This is a genomic window from Pseudodonghicola flavimaris, from assembly GCF_030164425.1.
GTDB lineage: Bacteria > Pseudomonadota > Alphaproteobacteria > Rhodobacterales > Rhodobacteraceae > Pseudodonghicola > Pseudodonghicola flavimaris.
Window position 1 is genome coordinate 1 of the sequence record NZ_JASNJD010000031.1, and the last position, 22,628, is coordinate 22,628.

Genomic DNA, 22,628 nt, shown 5'->3' on the forward strand with positions numbered 1-22,628 from the left:
CCATCGACGAGGAGGTGAAGCTGGTGACCGAGAACCAGTCCGTCTACATCCCGCTGGGCGCCGTCCACCGGATGGAAAACCCCGGCAAGGTGCCGATGGTGCTGATCGAGGTGCAGACCGGTTCCTACCTCGGCGAGGACGACATCATCCGCTACGAGGACATCTACGCCAGAAGCTGAACCGGAAGCGGGCGATTTTGTCAGCTTTGCCGCCGCGGTCGAGGCGGATCCGCGGCGGTTTCGGGTAAATATGTAAAATCATGCTTTGAGGCGGCGCCGGGATCTGTAAGTTTAGCTGTAAAATGATTTGCCGCCCCGGCCCGCGGGGGCCGGTGGCGGCCCGGACAGGATGATCCCCAGACCATGCCCCAAGCGATGCCCCAGACGACGCCTCAGATCGATCCCCGGACCGACCCCCGGACCTTCTCGGGGTCTTCCGACAGCCCCTTTCTGCGGGACGGCAGCGTCTATGCGCTGCTGGCGCGCCAGGCGGGGCGCTTCGCCGATCACGATCTCTTCGTGTTGCCCGAGGCGGTGCGCGCGCTCTGGGACGAGGGGCAGAACCGCTGGTCCTATGGCGCCGCCCTGGCCGAGATCGACGCGCTGTCGGCGCGGTTCGCCGCCGCCGGGATCGGCCGCGGCGACCGGGTGGCGCTGCTGCTGGAGAACCGGCCGGCGCATTTCCTGACCTGGCTGGCGCTGAACCGGCTGGGCGGGGTGATGGTGCCGGTCAACCCGCAGGCCAGCGCCGAGGAGATCGGCTATCTGCTGTCGCACAGCGAGGCGCGGCTGCTGATCCGGCTGCCAAAATACGCCGGCACCGCCGATCCGGTGGCCGCCGGCCTGGGGCTGCCGGCGCTGGCGCCGGGCGACCCGCTGCCGCAGATCCGCCAGGCGGCCCCCGCCGGGGGCGCCGATCTGGAGGGCGACTGCGCGCTGATCTATACTTCGGGCTCCACCGGCAAGCCCAAGGGCTGCCTGCTGTCGAACCGCTATTTCCTGAACTGGGCCACCTGGTACAGCGCCCAGGGCGGGGCCATCTCGCTGCGCCAGGGACAGGAGCGGCTGATGACGCCGCTGCCGACCTTCCATGTCAATTCCACTGGCCATTCCTTTCTCGGCATGCTGTCCTGCGGCGGCGCCCAGATCATCATCGACCGGTTCCATCCGCGCAGCTGGTGGCGGGATGCAATCGACTGCGAGGCCACCTGTTTCCATTATCTGGGGGTGATGCCGGCGATCCTGCTGGAACTGCCGGAGGCGCCGGAGGACCGCGGTCACAAGATGCGCTACGGGCTGGGCGGCGGCGTGCATCCCGATCACCACGCCCGTTTCGAGGCCCGTTTCGGGGTGCCGCTGCTGGAGGGCTGGGCGATGACCGAGACCGGCGGCGCCGGTACCTTCTGCACCCCGGAGGAGCCGCGCCATGTCGGCAGCCGTTGCATCGGCCGGCCCGACCGCCCCGGCCCGGCGCTGCAGATCCGGCTGGTCGACGAGGAGGGGCAGGAGGTGCCGCGCGGCACGCCGGGGGAGCTGTTGCTGCGGGCCGCCGGCGACAACCCGCGCGAGGGGTTCTTCTCGGGTTATCTCAAGGATCCGGAGGCGACCGAGGCGGCCTGGGCCGGCGGCTGGCTGCACACCGGCGACGTGATGCGCCAGGGCGCGGACGGATCGCTGTTCTTCGTCGAGCGGCGCAAGAACATCATCCGCCGCTCGGGCGAGAATATCGCCGCCGCCGAGGTGGAGCTGGCGATCCAGACGGTGCCCGGCGTCTCGGCCGTGGCGGTGCTGCCGACCCCCGATCCGCTGCGCGACGAGGAGGTGCTGGCGGTGGTGGTGCCGACCGCGGAGGCCGGGGAGGACGCGGCGCTGGCGCAGGCGATCCTTGAGACCTGCGCGGCGCGGCTGACCTATTTCAAGGTGCCGGGCTATATCGTCTTTCAGGACAGCCTGCCGACCACCTCGACCCAGAAGGTGCGCAAACCGGCGCTGCGGCAGCTGGCGGCCGATCCGCTGGCGGCGCCGCGCTGCATCGACCTGCGCGAACAGAAACAGGCGTTGCGCTGAAACGATCCGCCCGGGACCATGACGGTCCTGGGCGGCTCTGGCTCCGGTGGGGCGACGTTACTCCGCCGTCTGGCGGCGGCGCCGGCCGAAGAGCCGCAGCACGAAGACGAAGGCCGGCGGCACGAAGAAGATCGAGAAGACCGTCGCCGCGATCATGCCGCCGATCACCCCGGTGCCGACCGCGTTCTGGCTGGCCGAGCTCGCCCCGCTGGCGATCGCCAGCGGCACCACGCCCAGGGTGAAGGCGAGCGAGGTCATCAGGATCGGGCGGAAGCGCAGCCTGGCCGCCTCCACCGCCGCCTCGAGCAGGCCCTTGCCCTCGGCCCGCAGGTCCTTGGCGAATTCCACGATCAGGATGGCGTTCTTGGCCGAGAGCCCGATGATGGTGATCAGCCCCACCTTGAAGTAGATGTCGTTGGGCATGCCGGCGATCCAGACCGCGGCGACGCTGCCGGCGACGCCGAGCGGCACCGCCAGCATCACCGACAGCGGGATCGACCAGCTTTCATAGAGCCCCGCCAGCAGCAGGAAGACGAAGAGGATGCTGAGCGCGTAGAGCATGTTCTCCTGCGCCCCGGCATCGCGTTCCTCCAGCGACTGGCCGGTCCATTCATAGCCGAAGCCCTGCGGCAGCGCCGAGGCGAGCCGCTCCATCTCGACCATCGCCTCGCCGGAGGAATAGCCCGGCGCGGCACTGCCCGAGATCCGCGAGGCGGCATAGCCGTTATAGCCCACCACCTGCGACGGGCCGACCTCCCAATGCACGGTGGCGAAGGAGGAGAAGGGCACCATGCCGCCGTCGGAGTTGCGCACCGAGAGCTGCAGCAGCTCCTCGGCCGACATCCGGGCGCTCTCGTCGGCCTGCACCACCACCTGCTGCAGACGTCCGGCATTGGGGAAGTCGTTGACGTAGTTGGAGGCCAGGTTGGTCGAGATGGTGGCGTTGATGTCGGAGAAGGTGACCCCGAAGGTATTCGCCTTTTCCCGGTCGATGGTCAGGATCACCTGGGCGGCGGGCGGCATGCCCGACACCCGCAGCCCGGTGACGATGCCGCTTTGCTGCGCCTCGGCGATCAGTTGCTGGGTCGCCGCCTGCAGCGCCTGCTGGCCGAGACCGCCGCGGTCCTGCAGCCGGAAGCTGAAGCCGCCGGTGGTGCCCAGGCCCTGGATCGGCGGTGGCGACAGCGCGAAGGCGCGCACGTCCTTCAGCCCGAAGAGCTGCATGTTGGCGCCCATGGCGATCTCCTGCGCGCTCTGCTCCCGCTCGTCCCAGTCCTTGAAGGTGACGAACATCAGCGCCGCGTTGGGACCGGTGCCGGAGAAGCTGAAACCGCGCACCGCGACGATATTCTCTACCGCCGGGTTGCTGTTCAGGATCGCTTCGGCCTGTTCGATCGCCGCCGTGGTCCGGTTGGCCGAGGCCGAGGGCGGGGTCTGCAGGTCGGTGATGATGAAGCCCTGATCCTCGTTCGGCAGGAAGGAGGTGGGCAGCCTGACGAAGCCGAAGGCCATGGCGGCGACCACGATCAGATAGAACGCCATGACGATGCCGGTGCGTTTCGAGATCCGCTGCACCGCGCCGGTATAGCCGGAGGTGGTGGCTTCGAAGCCGCGGTTGAACCAGCCGAAGGGGCCGCGCCGCTGCATGTGATGGCCCTTGGGCACCGGCTTGAGGAAGGTGGCGCAGAGCGCCGGCGTCAGGCTGAGCGCCAGGAAGGCGGAGAACAGGATCGACACCACCATGGTCAGCGAGAACTGCCGGTAGATGATGCCGGAGGCGCCGGGGAAGAAGGCCATCGGCACGAAGACCGCCGAGAGCACCAGCGAAATCCCGATGATCGCGCCGGTGATCTGCGACATCGCCTTGCGGCTGGCCTCGCGCGGGGGCAGGCCCTCGGTCACCATGATCCGCTCGACGTTCTCGACCACCACGATGGCGTCGTCGACCAGGATGCCGATCGCCAGCACCATGGCGAACATGGTCAGCACGTTGACCGAGAACCCGGTCGCCAGCATCACCGCCAATGTGCCCAGAAGCGCCACCGGCACCACGATGGTGGGGATCAGCGTATAGCGGATGTTCTGCAGGAACAGGAACATCACCAGGAACACCAGCACCATGGCCTCGACCAGGGTGTGCAGCACCTTCTCGATCGATTTCTGGACGAAGGGGGCGGTGTCATAGGGGATTTCATAGGCGATGCCGCCGGGGAAGAATTTCTCCAGCTCGGCCATCTTGTCGCGCACCGCCTCGGAGACCGCCAGCGCGTTGCCGGTGGACGACAGCTGCACGCCCATCGCCGCCGAGGGCTGGCCGTTCAGCCGCGAGCTGAACATGTAGCTCTCGTTGCCGATCTCGATCCGGGCGATATCCTTCAGCCGCACGGTGGAGCCGTCGGCATTGGCGCGCAGGACGATATTGCCGAATTCCTCGATGCTCGACAGCTGGCCCTTGACCATCACCGTGGCGGTGAGCTGCTGGTTGATCGGGTTCGGGTCGGCGCCGATCTGGCCGGCCGCCACCTGGGCGTTCTGCGCGTTGATCGCATTGGTCACATCCGAGCTGGTCAGGCTCAGCCCCAGCATCTTCTGCGGGTCGATCCAGACCCGCATGGCGCGGGCGGCGGCGAACAGCTGGACGCTGCCGACGCCTTCGATCCGCGACAGCTCGCCCACCACGTTGCGGGTCAGGTAATCGCCCAGATCGACCGCCTCGCGGGTGCCGTCGGTGGAGATCAGCGAGACCACCATGAGGAAGCCCGAGCCGGCCTGTTCGACGTTGATGCCGCGCTGCACCACCGAGGCGGGCAGTTTCGATTCCACCCGGCGCACGGCGTTCTGCACGTCGACGGTGGCCTGGCCCACATCGGTGCCGGGCTGGAAGGTCACGTTGATCGAGATCCGCCCCGAGGCATCGGAGGTGGATTCATAATAGCGCAGCCCGTCGACGCCGTTCAGCTCCTCCTCGATCGGCTGAGCGACGCCCTCGTACATCTTTTCCGGCGGGGCGCCGACATAGGTGGCCGAAACGGTGATCTGCGGCGGCGCCACCTGGGGGTACTGGCTGATCGGCAGGCTGGGCAGGGCGAGCACGCCGGCCAGCGAGATGAAGATGGCGATCACCCATGCCAGGATGGGCCGCCCGATGAAGAATTGTGCCATGTCTCAGACCTGCCTCAGTTGCCGGCCGCGACCGGTTCGGGCTGAACCGTGGCCCCGGGGTAAAGTTTCTGCGCGCCCTCGACGACGATGGTCTCGCCGTCCTCCAGGCCGCTGTCGACCATCCAGCGATCGCCCAGCGTCACGCCGAGCTGCACCAGGCGCAGATCGACGGTATTGCCCTCTTTCAGCACATAGACCTGGGCGTTGCCGCGGCCGTCGCGCAGCACCGCCTTCTGCGGGATGGCGATGGCCTTTTCCCGCACCGCCTGTTCGATGCGCACCCGGACATAGAGCCCGGGCAGCAGGTCGCCCTCGGGGTTGGGGAATTCGGCGCGCAGGGTGATCTGGCCGGTGGTCTCGTCGACCGCCGCCTCGGAGAACAGCAGCTGCCCCTTATGCGCGTAGGCGGTGCCGTCGTCGAAATAGAGCATGACCGAGGCCTGCCCCGGCGCGGTGGCGACCAGGTCGCCGGCGGCCAGCGCCCGGCGCAGCGCGAAGAGCTGCGAGGCCGATTGGGTGAAGTCGGCATAGACCGGGTCGAGCTGCTGGATCAGCGCCAGATATTGCGTGCCGGTGGCGCTGACCAGCGCGCCTTCGGTGACCAGGGCGCGGCCGATGGTGCCGGTGATCGGCGCCCGCACCTCGGTGTAATCGAGGTTCAGCCGCGCCTCGTCGAGCGAGGCCTCGGCCAGCGCCACATCGGCCTTGGCCTGCAGCACCGTGGTCTGGGCCGATTCCAGCTCCACCCCGGAGGAGACGTTGCGCGCCTTGAGCTGGCGCTGGCGTTCCAGCTCGACTTCGGCATTGGCCAGCGTCGCCTGGGCGCGGGCCAGGCTGGCCTCGGCCGCCTTCACCTGAACCTGGAACGGCGCCGGGTCGATGCGGTAGAGCACATCGCCCTTCTGTACCAGGCTGCCCTGTTCGAAGACGCGTTCGATCAGGATGCCGGAGACCCGCGGCCGCACCTCGGAAATCCGGGTGGCCGAGACCCGCCCGGGCAGCTCGTTGACGATCGGCAGCGGCTCGCCCTTCAGGGTCAGCACCGAAACGGCGGTGGGCGGCATGGCGGGCTGGGCGGCGGCGGCGGTGGCAAGCCCTGCGGCAAGCGCGAGAGCGGCGAGGAAACGGGGGATAAGCGTCATCGGGGATACTCTTTTTCGAAGGAACGGGGCCGGCGGGGGGACCGGCGGGGCAGGGCGGCCGGGTCAGGACCCGGGCGGATGCTCCGGACCGGAGGCCGGAGTGAGGGCGGGGGCCGGATCGGGAGAGACCAGCCGGCGGATATCGTCGAGGATCTGTTCCCGCAGCGGCGCGTCGAAGCGGTGAAATCCCAGGTATTCCAGCGACATGACCCCCTGCAGTGCCAGCCAGGCCAGCAGCGCCTGTCGCGGGGTGTCGGTCTCGTCGCGGATGCGGTCGATCTCGGCGTCGAAGAACTGCCGCATCTGGGCGCGGCAGCTGTCGTCCGACCCCATGCTGGCGGTCAGCTGCACCGCGCCGTAGATCTCTTCTTCCGAGGGCGGGATCCGGGCTTCCTCCAGCAGCGCGCAGAGCCAGGAATGGCCGCAGCTGGCGCCCTGGGCGGCCTGTTCGGCCCGCCGCTCGGTCTTCATCTCGATCTGCTGCGACACATAGGCGGCCAGCAGCTGTTTCTTGGTCTTGAAATCGTAAAGCACGCTGGCCTTGCTGATGCCGGCCTTGCGGGCCACCGCCTCGACGGTCAGCGCAGCCGGGCCGGCCTCCTGAATCACCGCCTCGACGGCGGCCAGGATATCGTCGCGTTCAATGCGTTTGCGCCGTCCCATGGGGTCGCGGATCCGATCTAGAAAATTTATAACCGAATGGTTGGTTATCTTTCGTTGCGCGGGATTGTCAACGGTTCGGGCGCACAGGCGGCTGTGCCGGAATGCGCAACCGGTCAGTTTGATCGCGGCCGGCCCGCGGCTGCCGCAAAACGGGGCAGGGCAGGGCGGGGCCGGATAGGGCGGCAGTCAGCCCGCGCGGGGTTCGTCTTCCGGCGCCCAGAGCACCTCTTCGGTGTCCAGCCAGTGCCGCAGCCGCTGTTCCAGCACCGCGCTGCGGCGGGCATGGGTCAGTTCGCGGGCGGCATAGTCCCGGGCGGCGCGGCCCATGCGGTCGGCGCGATCGGGGTCGTCCATCAGGCTCTGCATCGCGGCGCGCACCGCCGCCGGATCGGCCAGCGGCACGGTCAGCGCATGTTCGCCCGTGGTGAAGTAATCGAGCGCGGTTTCCACGTCCGAGATGATCTGCGGCCGGGCGCAATGCATCGCGGTGACGATGGTGATATGGCCGGCGCCACGATCGGCGTCGCGCACCAGGATCACATTGGCCACCGCCTGGCGGATGCAGGCGATGCAATCGCCGAGTGGCAGCTCGACATAGGCGCGGACATTCGGCGGCAGCTCAAGCTCCGGCGGCGTATGGGCGATGATGACGCCCTCGGCCTCGAGCCCTTCGAGCGCGGCGCAGAAGGTCTCGTGATCGCGGTTGTTGCGGCCGATCAGGCAGAAATAGGGGCGTGCCGGCGGCGCGAAATGACCGTCGAGCTCTGGCAGGTCGTAGGACCAGCGCACGAAGGCGAAGCGGTCGCGCGGAATGCCGTGTTCGGCGGCGAAGAGATCGGCCTCGGGCTTCGAGGCGACCACCGCCATGTCGACCCGGCCGAAGAACAGTCGGTTGAGCAGCCGGTCGAGCGGCGCGAAGCCGCTGCGCAGCCGGCGGTTGCCGGAGACGTTCAGCCCCAGCACCGCATGGCGCGCCCGCGACCGGGTCAGCCGCAGCAGCGCCGAGACCAGCGCGGCGTTGAAATATTCGTCGGTCAGGATCAGCTCGGCCCGGCTGAGGCGGCGGGCCTGTTTCAGAAACTGCGGCAGACGCTTGAGCGGATGCACCCAGGGCAGGGCGACCTCATAGACCGGATGGCCGCGGGCCTCGAGAAACCGCAGGTGATCGGGGCACTGGCGGCTGACCCCGGGGGTACCGGCCAGCACCAGCTGGATCACCGGCCGGCGCGGCGCGTCGGGCTCGGGCGTTTCAGCATGTATTGCGGGGGCCATGTCAGCGGGGGCAGGGGGCATTCAGCGGGCTATCCGATCACGGGGGTCAACCAGGGCCGGGCCCGCCGGGCGGTGCCGGACCCGGGGGCAAGTAGGCCCGATCGCGGCTTTCGGCGTCAAGCCGGAACCCGCCGGCGCCGGGGGTCAGTCCGCAGCGGTGTAATCGCTGCGTCCGATCGAGACATAATGCACGAAACCCGCGCGTTTGGCGTCGCGGGCAGAGTAGATGTTGCGCAGGTCGGCCAGCGCCGGCGTCGTCATCTTGCGGGCCAGCCGCTTCAGGTCGAGCGCGCGGAATTCGTTCCACTCGGTCAGGATCACCAGCGCATCGGCCTTCTGCGCCGCCTTATAGGCGTCATCGACCCATTGCACCCCGGGCAGCAGCGCCTCGCCCTCGCGGCGGCCCTGCGGGTCGACCACCCGCACCCGGGCGCCGGCACCGATCAGGGCGGGCACGATGGTCAGGCTTGGCGCCTCGCGCATGTCGTCGGTATTGGGCTTGAAGGTGACGCCGAGGACCGCGACGGTCTTGCCGGCCAGATGGCCGTCCATCATGTCCATGATCTTCTCGACCATGCGGCGGCGGGTCTCCTCGTTGACCTTGATCACCGTCTCGGTGATCTGCATCGGCATGCTGTAATCCTGGCCGATCCGGGCCAGCGCCTTGGTGTCCTTGGGAAAGCAGGACCCGCCATAGCCGGGGCCGGCGTGCAGGAACTTGTTGCCGATGCGGCCATCCAGCCCCATGCCCTTCGACACCTGCTTGATATCGGCGCCGACACGCTCGCAGAGCGCGGCGATCTCGTTGATGAAGGTGATCTTGGTCGCGAGAAAGGCGTTGGCGGCGTATTTGATCATCTCCGCGCTTTCCAGATCGGTGGTCACGATCGGGAAATCGCGCAGGAACAGCGGCCGGTAGATCTCGGCCATGACCTGGGCGGCGCGGTCGTTCTGGACGCCGACAACCACCCGGTCGGGGCGCATGAAATCGTCGATCGCGGCGCCTTCGCGCAGGAATTCGGGGTTCGAGGCCACATCGAATTCCGCCTTCGGATTGGCCCTGGAGATCACCTGTTTGACCTGCCGGTTGGTGCCCACCGGCACGGTGGATTTGGTCACCACCACGGCATAGCCGGTCAGCGCCTGGGCGATTTCCTCGGCTGCGGCCATCACATAGGTCAGATCGGCATGGCCGTCGCCGCGCCGGGTGGGGGTGCCCACCGCGATGAACACCGCCTCGGCGCCATCGACCGCCGCGGCCAGATCGGTGGTGAAGGACAGCCGCCCCGCGGCCACGTTCTTTTCGATCAGCGCCTCGAGCCCGGGTTCGAAGATCGGCACCTCACCGGCCTCGAGCATCGCGATCTTGTCGGGGTTCTTGTCGACACAGACGACATCATGCCCGAAATCGGAAAAACACACCCCCGAGACCAGCCCGACATAGCCCGTCCCGATCATCGCAATCTTCATCTGCCTGCCCTCGCCTGGGGTTTTTCCCAGCCATGGGCGATCGCTCCGGGCGTGTCAACCGCGGCGACCGGACGCGCCGGCCCGGGGTGGACAGAGGGGGGGCAGAGGGCGCGGGTACGGGGCGGGAGCCACATGCGGGGGATGGCGGCGGGACGGCAAAAGGGGCGCGCCGCAGCCCGCGGCACGCCCCCGATCGACGTTCTGTCCTGGATCCCGGCCGGTCAGCCGATCATCGCATTGTCGGCCCGCTTGATCGCCACGATGGAGGAGCGGGGCAGCTTGCCCTCGCCATCGGGGAAGGGCGCGTCGGGGTGCTGGATGCCGACGAACATGGTGCGCAGATCCGCCGACCAGCACAGCCCGGTGATCTCCGAACCGTTGGGCCCGGTCAGGAAGCGGTGAATCTCGCCCGAGACCGGATCGCCCGCCAGCATCTGGTTGTTGCCCATGCCGGCGAAATCGCCGTCGTTGCCATCGTTGCCGTCGGTCTGGATCCAGACCAGGCCGCTGCTGTCGATCGCCATGCCGTCGGGCGAGTTGAACAGGTTGCCCGGATTGATATTGGCCGAGCCGGCATAGGGGGTGCCGGCATGCACCCCGGGGTTGCCGGCCATCACATAGAGATCCCAGGTGAAGGCTTCGGCGGCGTGATCGTCGCCGGCGGGGCGCCAGCGCACGATCTGGCCGTAGCGGTTGGCCTCGCGCGGGTTGGGGCCGTTCGGGGCGGTGTCATCGCCGCCGGCGTTCGGCTTCAGGCCACGGTTCTTGTTGTTGGTCAGGCAGCAATAGGCCTCGGCCGCGACCGGGCTGGTGGCGACCCATTCGGGCCGGTCCATGGTGGTGGCGCCGACGGCAGAGGCCGCCATGCGGGTGAAGATGGCGATATGGGCGGCGTCCATGCCGGTGGTCTCCGGCGTCAGCGCCAGCCATTGCCCCGACAGATCGTCGTTGAACTTCGCCGCATAGAGCGTGCCCTCTTCCAGCAGGGTCGAGGTATCGCCGCCGGGCACGTAGATGTCGCGCGACACCCATTTGTAGAGATATTCGCCGCGCTCGTCGTCGCCCATATAGACCACCACGCGGCCATCGGGGGCGAGCGCCACCTCGGCGTTCTCATGCTTGATGCGGCCGAGCGCGGTATGTTTCACCGGGGTGCTGTCGGGGGCCGCGGGGTCGATCTCGACCACATAGCCGACGCGATGCGGCTCGTTGGGGTTCTTGTCGGTGTCGAAGCGGGCGTCCCACTTGTGGTAGTCATAGCCCCAGCCCTTCGGGCCGATGCCATAGCGGGCATAGCCCTCGACCAGCGCGTTGGGCTTCTGGTCCTGGATCTCCTCGGTCGAGCCGAAGTAGCCGTTGAAGTTCTCTTCGCAGGTCAGATAGGTGCCCCAGGGGGTCTTGCCGGCGCCGCAGTTGTTCATGGTGCCGAGCGACCGGGTGCCGGTCGGGTCGGCGGCGGTCTTCAGCAGGTCGTGGCCGGCGGCGGGGCCGCGGATCTCCATCGGCGTGTTATGGGTGATGCGGCGGTTCAGCGGGCTGTCGACCACCACTTCCCAGCCCTGGTCGCCCTCGCGCACTTCCATCACGGTGACGCCCTGCAGGTTCTGCAGCTTCAGCACATCCGCGGCCGAGGCCGGCACCCCCTCCTGCTCGGCGGGCAGGTTGACCTTGCGGTTGGTGTATTCGTGGTTGACCGCGATCACCTGGCGCGACCCCACGGTGAAGAATTCCATGCCGTCGGTGTTTTCGCCGAAGATGCGGTCGGACATGGCGGTGCTGCCGCCCGGGGTGGTGTCGAAATCGCCGGCGGCGTCGGAGAACAGCGGGTCGCCCCAGCGCACCAGCACCTGCCAGTCATAACCCTCGGGCACATGCACGGTGCCGTCGGTGGCGATCGGGATCGGGGTGAAGGCGAAGCGCGAGGCCTGCTGCGCCGCGGCCGAGGTCGAGCCCAGCAGACCGCCGGTCAGGCCGCTGCCCATGGCGGCGGCGCCGGAGCCGAAGGCCAGGACCCGGCCCAGGAAGCCGCGCCGCGACAGGGCGCGCTCGACCACGCGGTCGAAGTCCTGCTCTTCGGGGCGGGGGAAGTTCAGCTCGTCCCAATCGTCGGCGGAAAGCCGGGTCGGATCTTGGTGGGTCATCTCGTGGTCCCTCTGACATGGTGGGCTGGGGATATCCGGGGGCCTGGCGGGCGTGAGCGTGGCGAGGGCCGGAAGGTTGCGCCCCGCCTACCCGGGCAAGGTATCACTTTGATGACAGGAAATCGCCCGCGCCGGGGACACGAAAGGGCCCGCGCCGGGGGGCGCGGACCCTGCGGGCCGGTGACGTTCCGGTGACGTTCCGGTGCCGGCCGGGATTACTGCGCCTCGCTCAGCACCCGCTTGACCCGGGCCTGGGCGCGGGCGGATTCGCGCGGCAGCCCGAGGCTCTGATAGACATCGGCCAGCTTGTCGTTGTTGGGCACCGAGCAGGGCTCGTAGCCGCGGCGCATCTCCAGCATCTGCTGGGCGGTGGTATAGCGGCCGGTGCGGATCACGCTGTCCAGCAGCACCTGTTCGAAGAGATCGCGCTGCGCATGGCTGCCGCCGATCTCGACGATGCGCGAAATGGCCGCACCCATCTTCTTCACCACCGTCTCGTGATCGCCGCGCGCATGGGCCACCAGCGCCTCGCAGGCGGGTTCGGCGACATTGATCCAGGCGTCCTGCACATAGGCCGGGGCGCTGGCGACGAAGGCCTTCAGGTTCTCCATCATCGCCTCGGTCTCCGGCGCGCCGGCGCGGGCCAGCCCGTAGACATATTGCATGGTCAGGAAGGGCTGCACGAAATCCTCGGTGCGCCCCTTCATATGTTCGGCCACGTCGATCCAGCGGTCGCCGACATCGACGCCCACCAGCTCCAGCCGCAGCAGCAGCGACACCGCGTTGATCTGGTCCTGGGAATAGCTCTTGTCGGCGCCCCAGATATGCGCGTCATAGGCCCTGAGCGCATCCTCGTAGCGGCCCTTGGAGATATAGTTCAGCGCCAGATGCCACCAGTTGTGGGTCAGCATGAAGCTGTTCAGATCGGTCCAGGTGCCGGAGACGTCCTCGAGAAAGGTCAGCCCCTCGTCGATGCGGCCCTGGGTGATCAGCACATGGGCCAGCGCGTGATGCGCCCAGGGTTCCTTGCGCTTGAGCTCGATGGCGCGCCGCGCCGAGGTCTCGGCATCGCCCAGCAGGTGGCATTGCTCATAGGCGAAGGCCATCAGCCCGTGCATGTGGCACAGATCGCTGTTGGCCTCCTCGACCTTCTCGGCGACCCGCAGCATGCCCGGCGAATTGCCCAGGTTGAATTCGTGATACTGGGTCAGCTTCACCATCGGCAGGTCATGGGCGAATTCATCGGCGATCTCGTTGCCGATGCGGATCGCGGCGGGCATATCGCCGGCGTACCAGGCCTGCGCCGCAGCCAGGTTCATCCGTTCGCGCCGGTTGGCGCCGGCAGCGGCGGCGGCCTCGGCGCGCTCCAGATAGGGGCGGGCCATGGCGCCGGCCCCGGGGCTTTCCAGGAACAGGAAGGCCAGCCCCGCATAGGTATTGGCCAGCACCGAGCCGGGATCGGCATCGGCGGCGGCGATCACGTTGCCGGCCTTGGTCTCATAGGCCAGCAGCCCCTCGCTGAAATCGTTGATCCCCTGCAGGGTGGCGCTGTCGGTGGTGGTCAGGTCGTTGCCGAGCCAGTCTTTTGCCATCTTCATACCCTTTCTGAACGGAGCGGCGGCCCCGTTACGGTTACTCGCGTGTTCCTGCCGGGGTGGCGGCCCCGGAAAACACCGGGCGGGGAGCACCCGCCCGGATCGTTGGGCCTCTGCCGGGCCGGTTACCCGGCCGGGCGCAGCGCCGAGCCGGTCAGGATCGACCGCGCGCCACGTTCGGCGATGGTCACCACGGTGGTGTTCAGGTTGCCCGAGACCATTTCCGGGATGGCCGAGGCGTCGGCGACATAAAGCCCCTCGATGCCGTTGAATTTCAAGGTGGCACTGTCGACCACCGCGCCGGCGTCCGTGCCCATGCGGCAGGTCGAGGAAGGGTGATAGAGCGTCATGCAGTGGCGGCGGATATACTCGCCGATCTCCGCGTCGGTCTGACAGTCGGAGGAGGGCTGCATCTCGCCATCCAGCAGATCCTTCAGGGGCCCGCTTTGCGCCACCCGACGCTGGATCTTGATGCCCTCGACCAGCACCCCCAGATCCGATCCCGAGGGATCGGAGGAGAAATATTTAGGGTCTATATCGGGATATTGGATCGGATCGGCCGAGCGCAGGGTGATCTCGCCCCGGCCCTTGGGCCGTTGCAGCGTGGTGTGCATGGTCATGCCCGATTTCAGCCCCAGGAAGCGGGCGTAATCGCGGTGCGGGGTGACCGCGCCGTAAAGCTGCAGGTCGGGTTCGGCCACATCGGGGCCGGAGCGCACATGGGCGCCGGCGGCGACGAAGGGCGAGGTCCGCGGCCCGGTCTTCGAGGTTTCCCATTCGGCGAAGCTCTCGGCCAGGAAATCGGCGTCCCAGGTGCCGATGCCGGCTGGCTCCTTGGTGTAATAGCTGTAGGCGACGTTGATATGGTCCTGCAGATTCTTGCCCAGTTCCGGCACGTCGAGCAGCGGCTCGACCCCGGCAGCCTTCAGCTCATCCGCCGGCCCGAGACCGGAGAGCAGCAGGATCTGCGCCGTGCCGATGGCGCCGGCGGCCATCACCACCTCGCTGTCGGCAAAGACCTGTTTCAGATGGCCGTTCTCCAGGTATTCGACGCCCTTGGCACAGCCGTCCTCGACGATGACCTTGGTGATCAGCACGCCGGTCTGCAGCGTCAGGTTGGGCCGGGTCAGCACCGGATCGAGATAGGCCCGGCTGGTGCCCGACCGCGCGCCCTCCTTGATCATCAGCTGGAAGAAGCCGAAGCCTTCCTGGCTTTCGCCGTTGAAATCGGCGTTGGCGGGATAACCGGCGGCCACACCGGCCTCGACCCAGGCGTGTTCATAGGGGTGGGAATAATCGATGGTCTCCACATGCAGCGGCCCGGTGGTGCCGTGCAGGGGGGAATTGCGGTGATTGGCGTTGTTCTCGAAGGCCATCATGTCGGGCAGGACGCTGTCCCAGCCCCAGCCCTCGCAGCCCAGATCGACCCAGTTGTTGAAGTCATAGGGCAGGCCGCGGATATAGATCATCGCGTTCATCGCCCCCGATCCGCCGACCATCTTGCCGCGCGGCCAGAAGATGCGGCGGCCGGCGCAGCCCTCCTGCGCCACGGTGTGATAGCCCCAGTCGGCCGAGGTGTTGAACAGCGTCACCCAGTCGGAGGGCACCTTGGCGTTGATCGGCTGATCGCCGCCGGCCTCCAGCAGCAGCACCTTGCGGGCCGGATCGGCGGACAGCCGGTTGGCCAGGACGCAGCCGGCAGAGCCGGCGCCGACGATGATGGTGTCGTAAGAAGCGGTCATAAGGGGTCAGTCTCCCTGTTGTGGCGCGGCCCGGCGCGCCCGGATCGTTGTGAGAAAATCGCTGAGCCGGCCGACGATGCCGCGCGGCAGGAGCACCACGAAGACGGCGATCAGCAGGCCGAGGCCCAGGGTGCGAAACTGGCCTGCGTCGCGCATCAGCTCATCCGCCACCATCAGCACGATGGTGCCCAAGACCGGCCCCCAGAAGGTGCCGGTGCCGCCCACCACGGCGATCGCCATGATGAAGAGCAGCGTCGACATCGAAAACACGCTGGGGCCGATGGCCTGGAAATGCGCCGCATAGAGCCCGCCGGTCAGCCCGGTGAAGAAGGCCGAGATGCCGAAGACCAGCAGCTGGGTGTGGAACCGGTTGATGCCGCGGGCGATGGCATAGCTCTGGTTGTCGCGCAGCGCCTTGAAGGCCAGCCCCATCGGGCTGTGGATGATCACCCAGGAGGAGATCAGCGTCAGCAGGAAGCCGGCCAGCACGATGCCGTAATTGCCGCGCACCCAGTCGCCGCGCAGCAGCTGGCGCATGCCGAAATCGCCGAAGCGGGAAAAGCCGCTGGCGCCGCCGGTGAACTGCCGGCAGGTGGTGCCGATCATCTGGAAACAGGCGGTATCGGTGACGATCAGCAGATAGACCACCGAGGAGATGGCGAAGGTCAGCAGCGCCACATAGACGCCCTGCAGCCTGAGGCAGGCCAGCCCGACCAGCATCGAGAACAGCGTCGCCAGCACCGCGCCGCAGAAGATGGCGAGCCAGATGTTGAAGCCCAGATAGGTGGCCAGCATCGCGGTGCCATAGCCGCCGACGGCGAAGACCGCCATCTGCGCCAGGCTGAAGATGCCGGCATAGCCGAACAGCAGGTTCCACTGTACCGCGATCCCGGCCCAGAACAGGCCGACGATCAGCTGGCCGATCAGATATTTGCTCTCGATCACGAAGGGCGCGGCAATGGCGCAGACCAGGAACACCACGCCGATGGCCAGATCGCCGCGCAGGGCGGAACGGCCGGCGGAAACGGGCAGCCTGGAGGATGTATCGCTCATGATGGGGTCCTCACATCCGGCGGATTTGCGCGCGCCCGAACAGCCCGTTCGGACGCCAGATCAGAATGGCGATCACCAGCATCAGCAGCACCGGAAAGCCCCAGCGCGCGCCCAGGGCGAATTGCACCGCCGCCTCGATCAGCGCCAGGCCGAAGGCGGCGATCACCGCGCCGGGCAGATTGCCCAGCCCCGCGACCACGCACATGATGAAGGCCTTCAGCATCGGGTCGGCCCCGAGCGTCGGGCTGAGCTGGGTGATCGAGCTGAGCAGCACGCCGCAGATCCCGGCCAGCGCGCCGGCCAGCCCCAGCACCTGCAGATAGGTCCGCTCCACCGGCACTCCCATGAGCAGCGCCGCATCGCGGTTCTGCGCGGTGGCGCGGATCGCCCGGCCCATCTTGGTCTTGGCGATCAGATAGCCCATCACCGCCATCACCACGAAGGCGACGATGACGATCACCGCATTCAGCCAGGGCATCACCCCGGCGCCCAGCTGCACCGATCCCGGCACCGCGAAGGGCTGTGGCAGCGGCCGGCCGCCATAGACCAGCAGCAGCGCGTTCTCCAGCCCGATGGCGATGCCGACGGTGGCGATCATCACCGAGGTCTCGAACCCCGGCCCGCCGGCCTTCAGCAGCGGCCGCACCACGCCGAGATAAAGCAGCCCGCCGAACACCGCCCCGGCGGCGGCGGCACCGATGAAGCCGGCCCAGACCGGCAGGCCCAGGCTCACCGCCACGGTGAAGACCATATAGCCCCCCAGCGCCAGCATCGAGCCATGCGCCATGTTGAGCATGCCCATCGAGCCCCAGACCAGCGACAGCCCAAGCGTCGCCAGCGCATAGAGCGCCCCGTTGGTCAGGCCCGTGACCAGAATGGCAATGGTGACATCCATGTCCTCAGCCTCCCAGATAGGTTGACAGCAGTTCCTCGCGTTCGAGGAGGTCTTGCGGCGCGCCGGACCAGACGATGCGGCCGTCGTCGAGCAGATGCATCACATCGCTCAGGTGGGCGACGCGGGCCGGGTTTTCCTCGACCAGCAGGATGGTGCGCCCCTCGGCGCGCAGCTGGCCGATCACCTCGTAGATCTGTTCGATCACCAGCGGCGCCAGCCCCAGCGAGGGTTCGTCGATCATCATCACGTCGCCGCCGGCCATCAGGCCGCGGCCGATGCCGACCATCCGCCGCTCGCCGCCCGACAGCGACGAGGCGATCTGCCCGTGCCGTTCCTTCAGCCGCGGCAGCAGGCCATAGACGAAGTCGAGCCGCTTCTCCACCGTCTCGGCGACCGGGGTGGTATAGGCGCCCATCAGCAGGTTCTCGTAGACGGTCATCTCCGGGAACAGCAGGTCGCCCTGCGGCACATGGGCGATGCCGGCGGCGGCGACCTGATGCGGCCGCAGCTTCTGGATCTCGCGGCCCTCGGCCAGGATGCGGCCCTGACGCAGCCGGGTCAGGCCCGAAATCGTCCGGAGCAGGGTCGATTTTCCATGGCCGTTGGGGCCCACCACGGTGACGATCTGCCCCTTGGGCACCGTCAGCGAGATGCCGTGCAGCACATCGGGGCCGTCATAGCCGGCGCTCAGCCCGTCGACGGCCAGCGCGGGGGTCTTGTGCTCAGCCATGGGCAGCCTCTCCGAAGTGGGTTTTCAGCCGGTCGGCCACGCCCTTGCCCAGGTAGGTCTCGACCACGGTCTCGTTCTCGGCCACCGCCTCGGGCGGGCCTTCGAAGATCAGCTGGCCGTGATGCATGATCAGCACCCGGCTCGACAGCGTCAGCAGGAAGCGCATCACATGTTCGATCAGCACGATGGTGATGCCGCGGCCGCACATCTGGCGCACCAGGTCCTGGATATGGTCGATCTCGTCGCTGTTGAGCCCGCCGACCGGCTCGTCGAGAAACACCATGCGGGGCCGGGTCGCCATGGCGCCGGCAATCATCAGAAGCTTGCGGTCGAGCACCGGCAGATCGCGCGCCAGCATCCGCCGCTTGTCGCCGAGGCCGACGAACTCGAGCGCCTCCTCGGTGGCCTGGCGGGTGGCGCGGCCGAGCCGGAAGCCCGGAAACCGCCGCCCGTGGCGGCCGAACTGGGCGGCGACCTGGATATTCTCCTCGACGCTCATGTGGTCGAAGGCGGCATTGAGCTGGAAGGTGCGGGCGATGCCGAGATGGCAGATCTGGTCCGCCCCCATCCCGGTCACGTCATGGCCGTCGAAGATGATCCGCCCGCCGCTGGGGGCGGTGATGCCGGTGACCACGTCGAAGAACGTGGTCTTGCCGGCACCGTTGGGGCCGCCGATGCCCAGCACTTCGCCGGGCATCACGGACATCGACACATCGTCCACGGCCCGGAGCGAGCCGTAGTGACGCGAGACATCCTCGCAGCTGAGGATCGGAGCCGAAGCTTCCGTCATCACGACATCCAGGGCGGCAGTTTGAAGCTGCCCTTGGCATAGGCCGGCGGCGAGATCAGCACCGGGTCGGTGGTCAGATCCTGATGTTGCAGGAACTGATGCGGCATCCCCAGCGAGGCATCCGAGGTCTGCGCCGGGTAGCACGTCGCCGATTGCCCGTCGGGGTCGAAATTGCAGATGCCGTTGACGCCGCGATAGACCAGCATGTTCATGGTCGCGGCGACCTTCTGCATCTGCTCCTTCTCGTAGGGCGCGCCGGGGCCGCCGGCGATGGCCGCCGACAGCGCCCATTTCCACAGCCCGTCATAGGTCTGCGATCCGGTCAGATAGGCCGCGTTAGGGCCGAATTTGTCGCGATAGGTGGCGCGGAAGGCCTCGGAATAATCATCCGGCAGACAGCCCACCACGGTGGAATAGAGCACGCCCTCGACCGCGTCGCCGCCGATGTCCTTGAAGGCGGGCAGCGACGGCCCGTACTGCATGTAGATCAGCGAATTGGTCGGCTGCGGGATGAACTGGGTCATGAAGGCGGCCAGATCCTGCGGCAGGAAATGGGTGACCGCGATCACCGCCGGCGGCTCCTGGCGCAGCTTGGCCAGCGTCGGGCCCCACTGGTTGTTGGGGAAGCCCACGGTTTCATAGAGCGTCACGTCCCAGCCGTAATCCTTGGCCTGGTCGCGCACCGCGTTGGCGATGACGATGGAATATTCCGCCGAGGAGGTGACCAGCGCGATGGTCTTGTTCTCCGGCGCCCACTGGCCGCTGTCGATCAGGCCGTTGAGATAGGTCAGCAGACCCGGGCCATAGTAATATTCGGGCGGATCGCCCTGGAACGAGCCGTAGTAGCGCGCCGGGTCGCTCTTGAACTTGGTGTTATGCGAGATCAGCGTGTTGTAGTGGATGAAGATGATGTCGTTGTCGGCGGCGACATCCATCTCGATCATGCCGGTGCCGAAGTTGTAGCCGTTCACGATCACCGGGGTTTCGTATTTGTCGATCAGCCGCTGCATCGCCTGGCTGACGATCTCGGCGTTCATCGCCGAGCTGTCCTCGACATGCAGCTCCAGCGGGCGGCCGAGCACGCCGCCCATGGCGTTGATTTCTTCGATGGCCATCGTCAGGCCGTTCTGGAATTCGACCCCGTCAGCGGCGGCGGCGCCGGTCATCGGCAGCACGGCGCCCACGGCGATCGGGGAGGTGTCGGCCGCATGGGCGGCATTGACGCTCGACAGCAGCGAGGCCCCCGAGCCGAGGGCAGCCGTGCCCATGAGCATGGAACGTCGGTTCAGCAATGTCATCTCCTTGTTGGTGGTGTCGGCCAGGCGTTTCCGGCCGCTGTTTTGCTTTGTTATGGTCTTGGTCGTTCGGTGGGGCGGGACCCGTAGGGAGCGCGTCCCGCCCCGGGGAAGGCCCATCCGCGCGGTGATGCGGATGGGGTCGTGAAGTCAGAGGAAATAGTCGGGGTGACGGGCGGCCCACCATTTGGCCAGGGCCAGCACCTGCGAATCCGCGCCGCGTCCGGCGATGATCTGCAGCGAATGCGGCAGGCCGCCCGTGCTCAGCCCGGCGGGCACCGACATCGCCGGCTGTTGGCTGAGGTTGATCGGATAGGAGAAGCCGGCCCATTCGATCCAGCGCGAGAGGCCGCTGTCCTCAGGCAGCTCCTCGCCGGCGGTGAAGGGCAGGATGGCCGCCCCCGGCGCGACGAGATAGTCGAAATCCTCGGCCAGCGCCCGGTCCATTTCCGAGCCATAGGCGGCGCGCAGGTTCACATTGGCGATGTAATCGGACACCCGCCAGTCACGCGCCTGTTCGGCCATCTGGTAAAGCCCGGGATCGATCTGGCCGGCGTCGAACTCGCCCAGCATGTCGAGCCGGCGGCGGGCACCGGAAATCCAGTGCCAGTTGAAGATGTCGAGGATCTGATCGGCCATCGGCAGCTCGAATTCGATCAGCTCGGCGCCGGCCTCGGCCAGATCCGCCAGCGATTTGTCGAATTGCGCCGCGACCTCCGGGTCGACGTACCCCGAGGGCGGGGTGCGCCAGACGCCGATCTTCTTGCCCTTGGGGGTGACCTCCTGCGCGGAGAGCGCGGGGAACTCCGCCGCGCCCTGGAACCAGTCGGCCAGATCGCGCCCGGACATCACCGCCAGCATCGCCTCGGCGTCCTCGGGGCGGCGGCACATCGGGCCGATATGGGCGACGGTGCCGAAGGGGCTGGCCGGATAGGCCGGCACCCGGCCGAAGGTCGGCTTGATGCCGGAGATGCCGGTGAAGGCGGAGGGAATGCGGATCGAGCCACCCCCGTCCGAGCCGAGATGAAAGACGCCGGCGCCCATGGCCGCCGCGACCGCGGCCCCGCCCGAGGAGCCGCCCGGGGTGACATCGGTGTTCCAGGGGTTGCGGGTGATGCCGGAATAGAGACAGTCGGTGATCGCCTTCCAGCCGAATTCCGGCGTCGTCGTCATGCCGAGGAACACCAGGCCCGCAGCGCGCATCCGCGCCACGCTGGGGGCATCCGCGGCACAGGGGGTGGGATCGGTCAGGGTCGAGCCGTAGCGCACCGACCAGCCCTTGATCGAGACGATATCCTTGATCGTCGCCGGCACTCCGTCGACTGGCGACAGCGGCGTGCCCGCCTGCCAGCGCGCCTCGGCGGCGCGGGCCATCTCCAGCGCGCCGTCATGGTCGATCAGGGTGAAGGCGTTGCAGCTTTCCTGCGCCGCCTCGGCCCGCTCCAGCGCCTTCGCGGTCACCTCGACCGGCGACAGGCTGCCCGCGGCATAGGCTTTCGTCAGCTCGGCGCTTGTCAGCAGGCAACAGTCATCCGCGCCCGAAATCGGGGTTTTCTTCACATCCAGCACAATGATTTCCGGTTTTGTCTTATCTGTAAAAAAAAGCTGCGCCGGGCCTGAAACTTTGTAAAATGCAAAATATACAGAAAACCTGAACATTCTATGGAGAGGTTGGTGAGCGCCTCCTTACGACAAATCCAATATGTACTGGCGGTTTACGAGACCGGCAGCATCGCAAAAGCGTCACGCGACATGCATATTTCACAGTCCTCCATTCTGGCGGCCATCGATAACGCTGAACAAGATTTAGGCGCCCGCATCTTCGACCGGCGGAAGGGGCGGGGGGTGGTGCTGACGGCGATGGGGGAACGCTATCTGGCGGCGGCGCGGCGGCTGCTGTCGGCCGAACGCGAATTCCGCCACAGCCTGCTGATCTCCGGCACCCCGCACGGGCCGCTGCGGATCGGCTGTTTCGAACCCTTCGGCCCGATCATGATGATCGACGTTCTGCGCAAGCTGCGCGAGCGGATCGGGTATTTCGAAATCACCCTGCTGGAGACCGATCAGGTCTCGCTCAAGCGGGCGCTCGACCGGGGCGAGATCGACGTGGCGGTGATCTACGATCTGGGCCCCGATTTCGACTGCACGATCGAATATATCGGCCGGGCGCCGCCGCATGCGATGGTGCATGTCGACAGCCCGCTGGCCCGCCATGACGAGATCTCGCTGGAACAGCTCTGCCGCGAGCCGATCTCGCTGCTGACCCTGCCGCTGACCACCACCTATCTGATGACGCTGTTCGACTATACATCGCAGAAACCGACGATCGGCTTTCGCAGCAGCCATTACGAAACGGTGATCCGGGCGGTCTCCTCGGGCTTCGGCGGCACCATCCTGAACGCCTGGCCGGCCAACCCGCTGCCGACGGAGGCCAATACCAAGCGGCTGCGGCTGCTGGAGGATCTGCCGGCCCCCAATATCGTCACCGCCGATCACTACGGCGATCAGAAACCGCCCAACCTGATCGAGTTCATCGCCGAGCTGAAGGAGCATGTGGCGCTGGGATACCGGCATCTGACCCCGTCCTGAGCGCCCCTTTTGTCGTCGTGCTT

At 67.4% G+C, this 22,628-nt stretch carries 16 protein-coding genes and 1 pseudogene; 3 read left to right on the top strand and 14 right to left on the bottom strand.

Annotated elements, in window-relative coordinates; translation table 11 throughout:
- Positions 1-179, top strand: a pseudogene (gene cpsB / locus QO033_RS23925) (mannose-1-phosphate guanylyltransferase/mannose-6-phosphate isomerase); the annotation flags it as partial.
- Positions 180-362: 183 nt separating this feature from the next.
- Positions 363-2,066, top strand: a complete 1,704-nt coding sequence (locus QO033_RS23930) for an AMP-binding protein (protein ID WP_284483255.1) — start codon at positions 363-365, stop codon at positions 2,064-2,066.
- A 57-nt stretch (positions 2,067-2,123) separates the two neighbouring features.
- Here QO033_RS23930 and QO033_RS23935 read toward each other — a convergent pair whose 3' ends face one another.
- The 14 genes from QO033_RS23935 to QO033_RS24000 form a co-directional block, all read right to left on the bottom strand.
- A complete protein-coding gene (locus tag QO033_RS23935; RefSeq protein ID WP_284483256.1) occupies positions 2,124-5,228 on the bottom strand; it encodes an efflux RND transporter permease subunit in 3,105 nt (1,034 codons plus the stop codon).
- Positions 5,229-5,242: 14 nt separating this feature from the next.
- A complete protein-coding gene (locus QO033_RS23940; protein ID WP_284483257.1) occupies positions 5,243-6,370 on the bottom strand; it encodes an efflux RND transporter periplasmic adaptor subunit in 1,128 nt (375 codons plus the stop codon).
- Between the two features lie 63 nt (positions 6,371-6,433).
- The gene (locus QO033_RS23945) at positions 6,434-7,033 is read right to left on the bottom strand and encodes a TetR/AcrR family transcriptional regulator (protein ID WP_284483258.1); all 600 of its coding nucleotides are present in this window, start codon (positions 7,031-7,033) and stop codon (positions 6,434-6,436) included.
- 186 nt (positions 7,034-7,219) lie between these two features.
- Complete coding sequence (locus QO033_RS23950) at positions 7,220-8,326, bottom strand: glycosyltransferase family protein (protein ID WP_284483259.1); 1,107 nt, start codon at positions 8,324-8,326, stop codon at positions 7,220-7,222.
- Positions 8,327-8,449: 123 nt separating this feature from the next.
- On the bottom strand, positions 8,450-9,775 hold the full coding sequence (locus QO033_RS23955) for a UDP-glucose dehydrogenase family protein (RefSeq protein ID WP_284483260.1): 1,326 nt from the start codon (positions 9,773-9,775) through the stop codon (positions 8,450-8,452).
- 221 nt (positions 9,776-9,996) lie between these two features.
- Positions 9,997-11,916, bottom strand: a complete 1,920-nt coding sequence (locus QO033_RS23960; protein WP_284483261.1) for a PhoX family protein — start codon at positions 11,914-11,916, stop codon at positions 9,997-9,999.
- A 215-nt stretch (positions 11,917-12,131) separates the two neighbouring features.
- Positions 12,132-13,508, bottom strand: coding sequence for a tetratricopeptide repeat protein (locus QO033_RS23965; protein ID WP_284483262.1), 1,377 nt, complete (start codon positions 13,506-13,508; stop codon positions 12,132-12,134).
- A 128-nt stretch (positions 13,509-13,636) separates the two neighbouring features.
- Entirely contained in the window at positions 13,637-15,253 is a 1,617-nt protein-coding gene (locus QO033_RS23970) for a GMC family oxidoreductase (protein WP_284483263.1), read from the bottom strand.
- Positions 15,254-15,259: 6 nt separating this feature from the next.
- Positions 15,260-16,306, bottom strand: coding sequence for a branched-chain amino acid ABC transporter permease (locus tag QO033_RS23975; RefSeq protein ID WP_284483264.1), 1,047 nt, complete (start codon positions 16,304-16,306; stop codon positions 15,260-15,262).
- Positions 16,307-16,316: 10 nt separating this feature from the next.
- Complete coding sequence (locus tag QO033_RS23980) at positions 16,317-17,201, bottom strand: branched-chain amino acid ABC transporter permease (RefSeq protein WP_284483265.1); 885 nt, start codon at positions 17,199-17,201, stop codon at positions 16,317-16,319.
- A 4-nt stretch (positions 17,202-17,205) separates the two neighbouring features.
- Positions 17,206-17,931, bottom strand: a complete 726-nt coding sequence (locus QO033_RS23985; protein ID WP_284483266.1) for an ABC transporter ATP-binding protein — start codon at positions 17,929-17,931, stop codon at positions 17,206-17,208.
- A complete protein-coding gene (locus QO033_RS23990; RefSeq protein WP_284483267.1) occupies positions 17,924-18,721 on the bottom strand; it encodes an ABC transporter ATP-binding protein in 798 nt (265 codons plus the stop codon). Before QO033_RS23990 ends, QO033_RS23985 begins: the two co-directional genes overlap by 8 nt.
- On the bottom strand, positions 18,721-20,013 hold the full coding sequence (locus QO033_RS23995; protein ID WP_284483268.1) for an ABC transporter substrate-binding protein: 1,293 nt from the start codon (positions 20,011-20,013) through the stop codon (positions 18,721-18,723). Before QO033_RS23995 ends, QO033_RS23990 begins: the two co-directional genes overlap by 1 nt.
- Before the next feature lie 153 nt (positions 20,014-20,166).
- On the bottom strand, positions 20,167-21,585 hold the full coding sequence (locus QO033_RS24000; RefSeq protein ID WP_284483269.1) for an amidase: 1,419 nt from the start codon (positions 21,583-21,585) through the stop codon (positions 20,167-20,169).
- Between the two features lie 93 nt (positions 21,586-21,678).
- Between QO033_RS24000 and QO033_RS24005 the strand changes: the two genes are divergently transcribed.
- The gene (locus tag QO033_RS24005) at positions 21,679-22,605 is read left to right on the top strand and encodes a LysR family transcriptional regulator (protein ID WP_284483270.1); all 927 of its coding nucleotides are present in this window, start codon (positions 21,679-21,681) and stop codon (positions 22,603-22,605) included.
- Positions 22,606-22,628 lie beyond the last annotated feature (23 nt).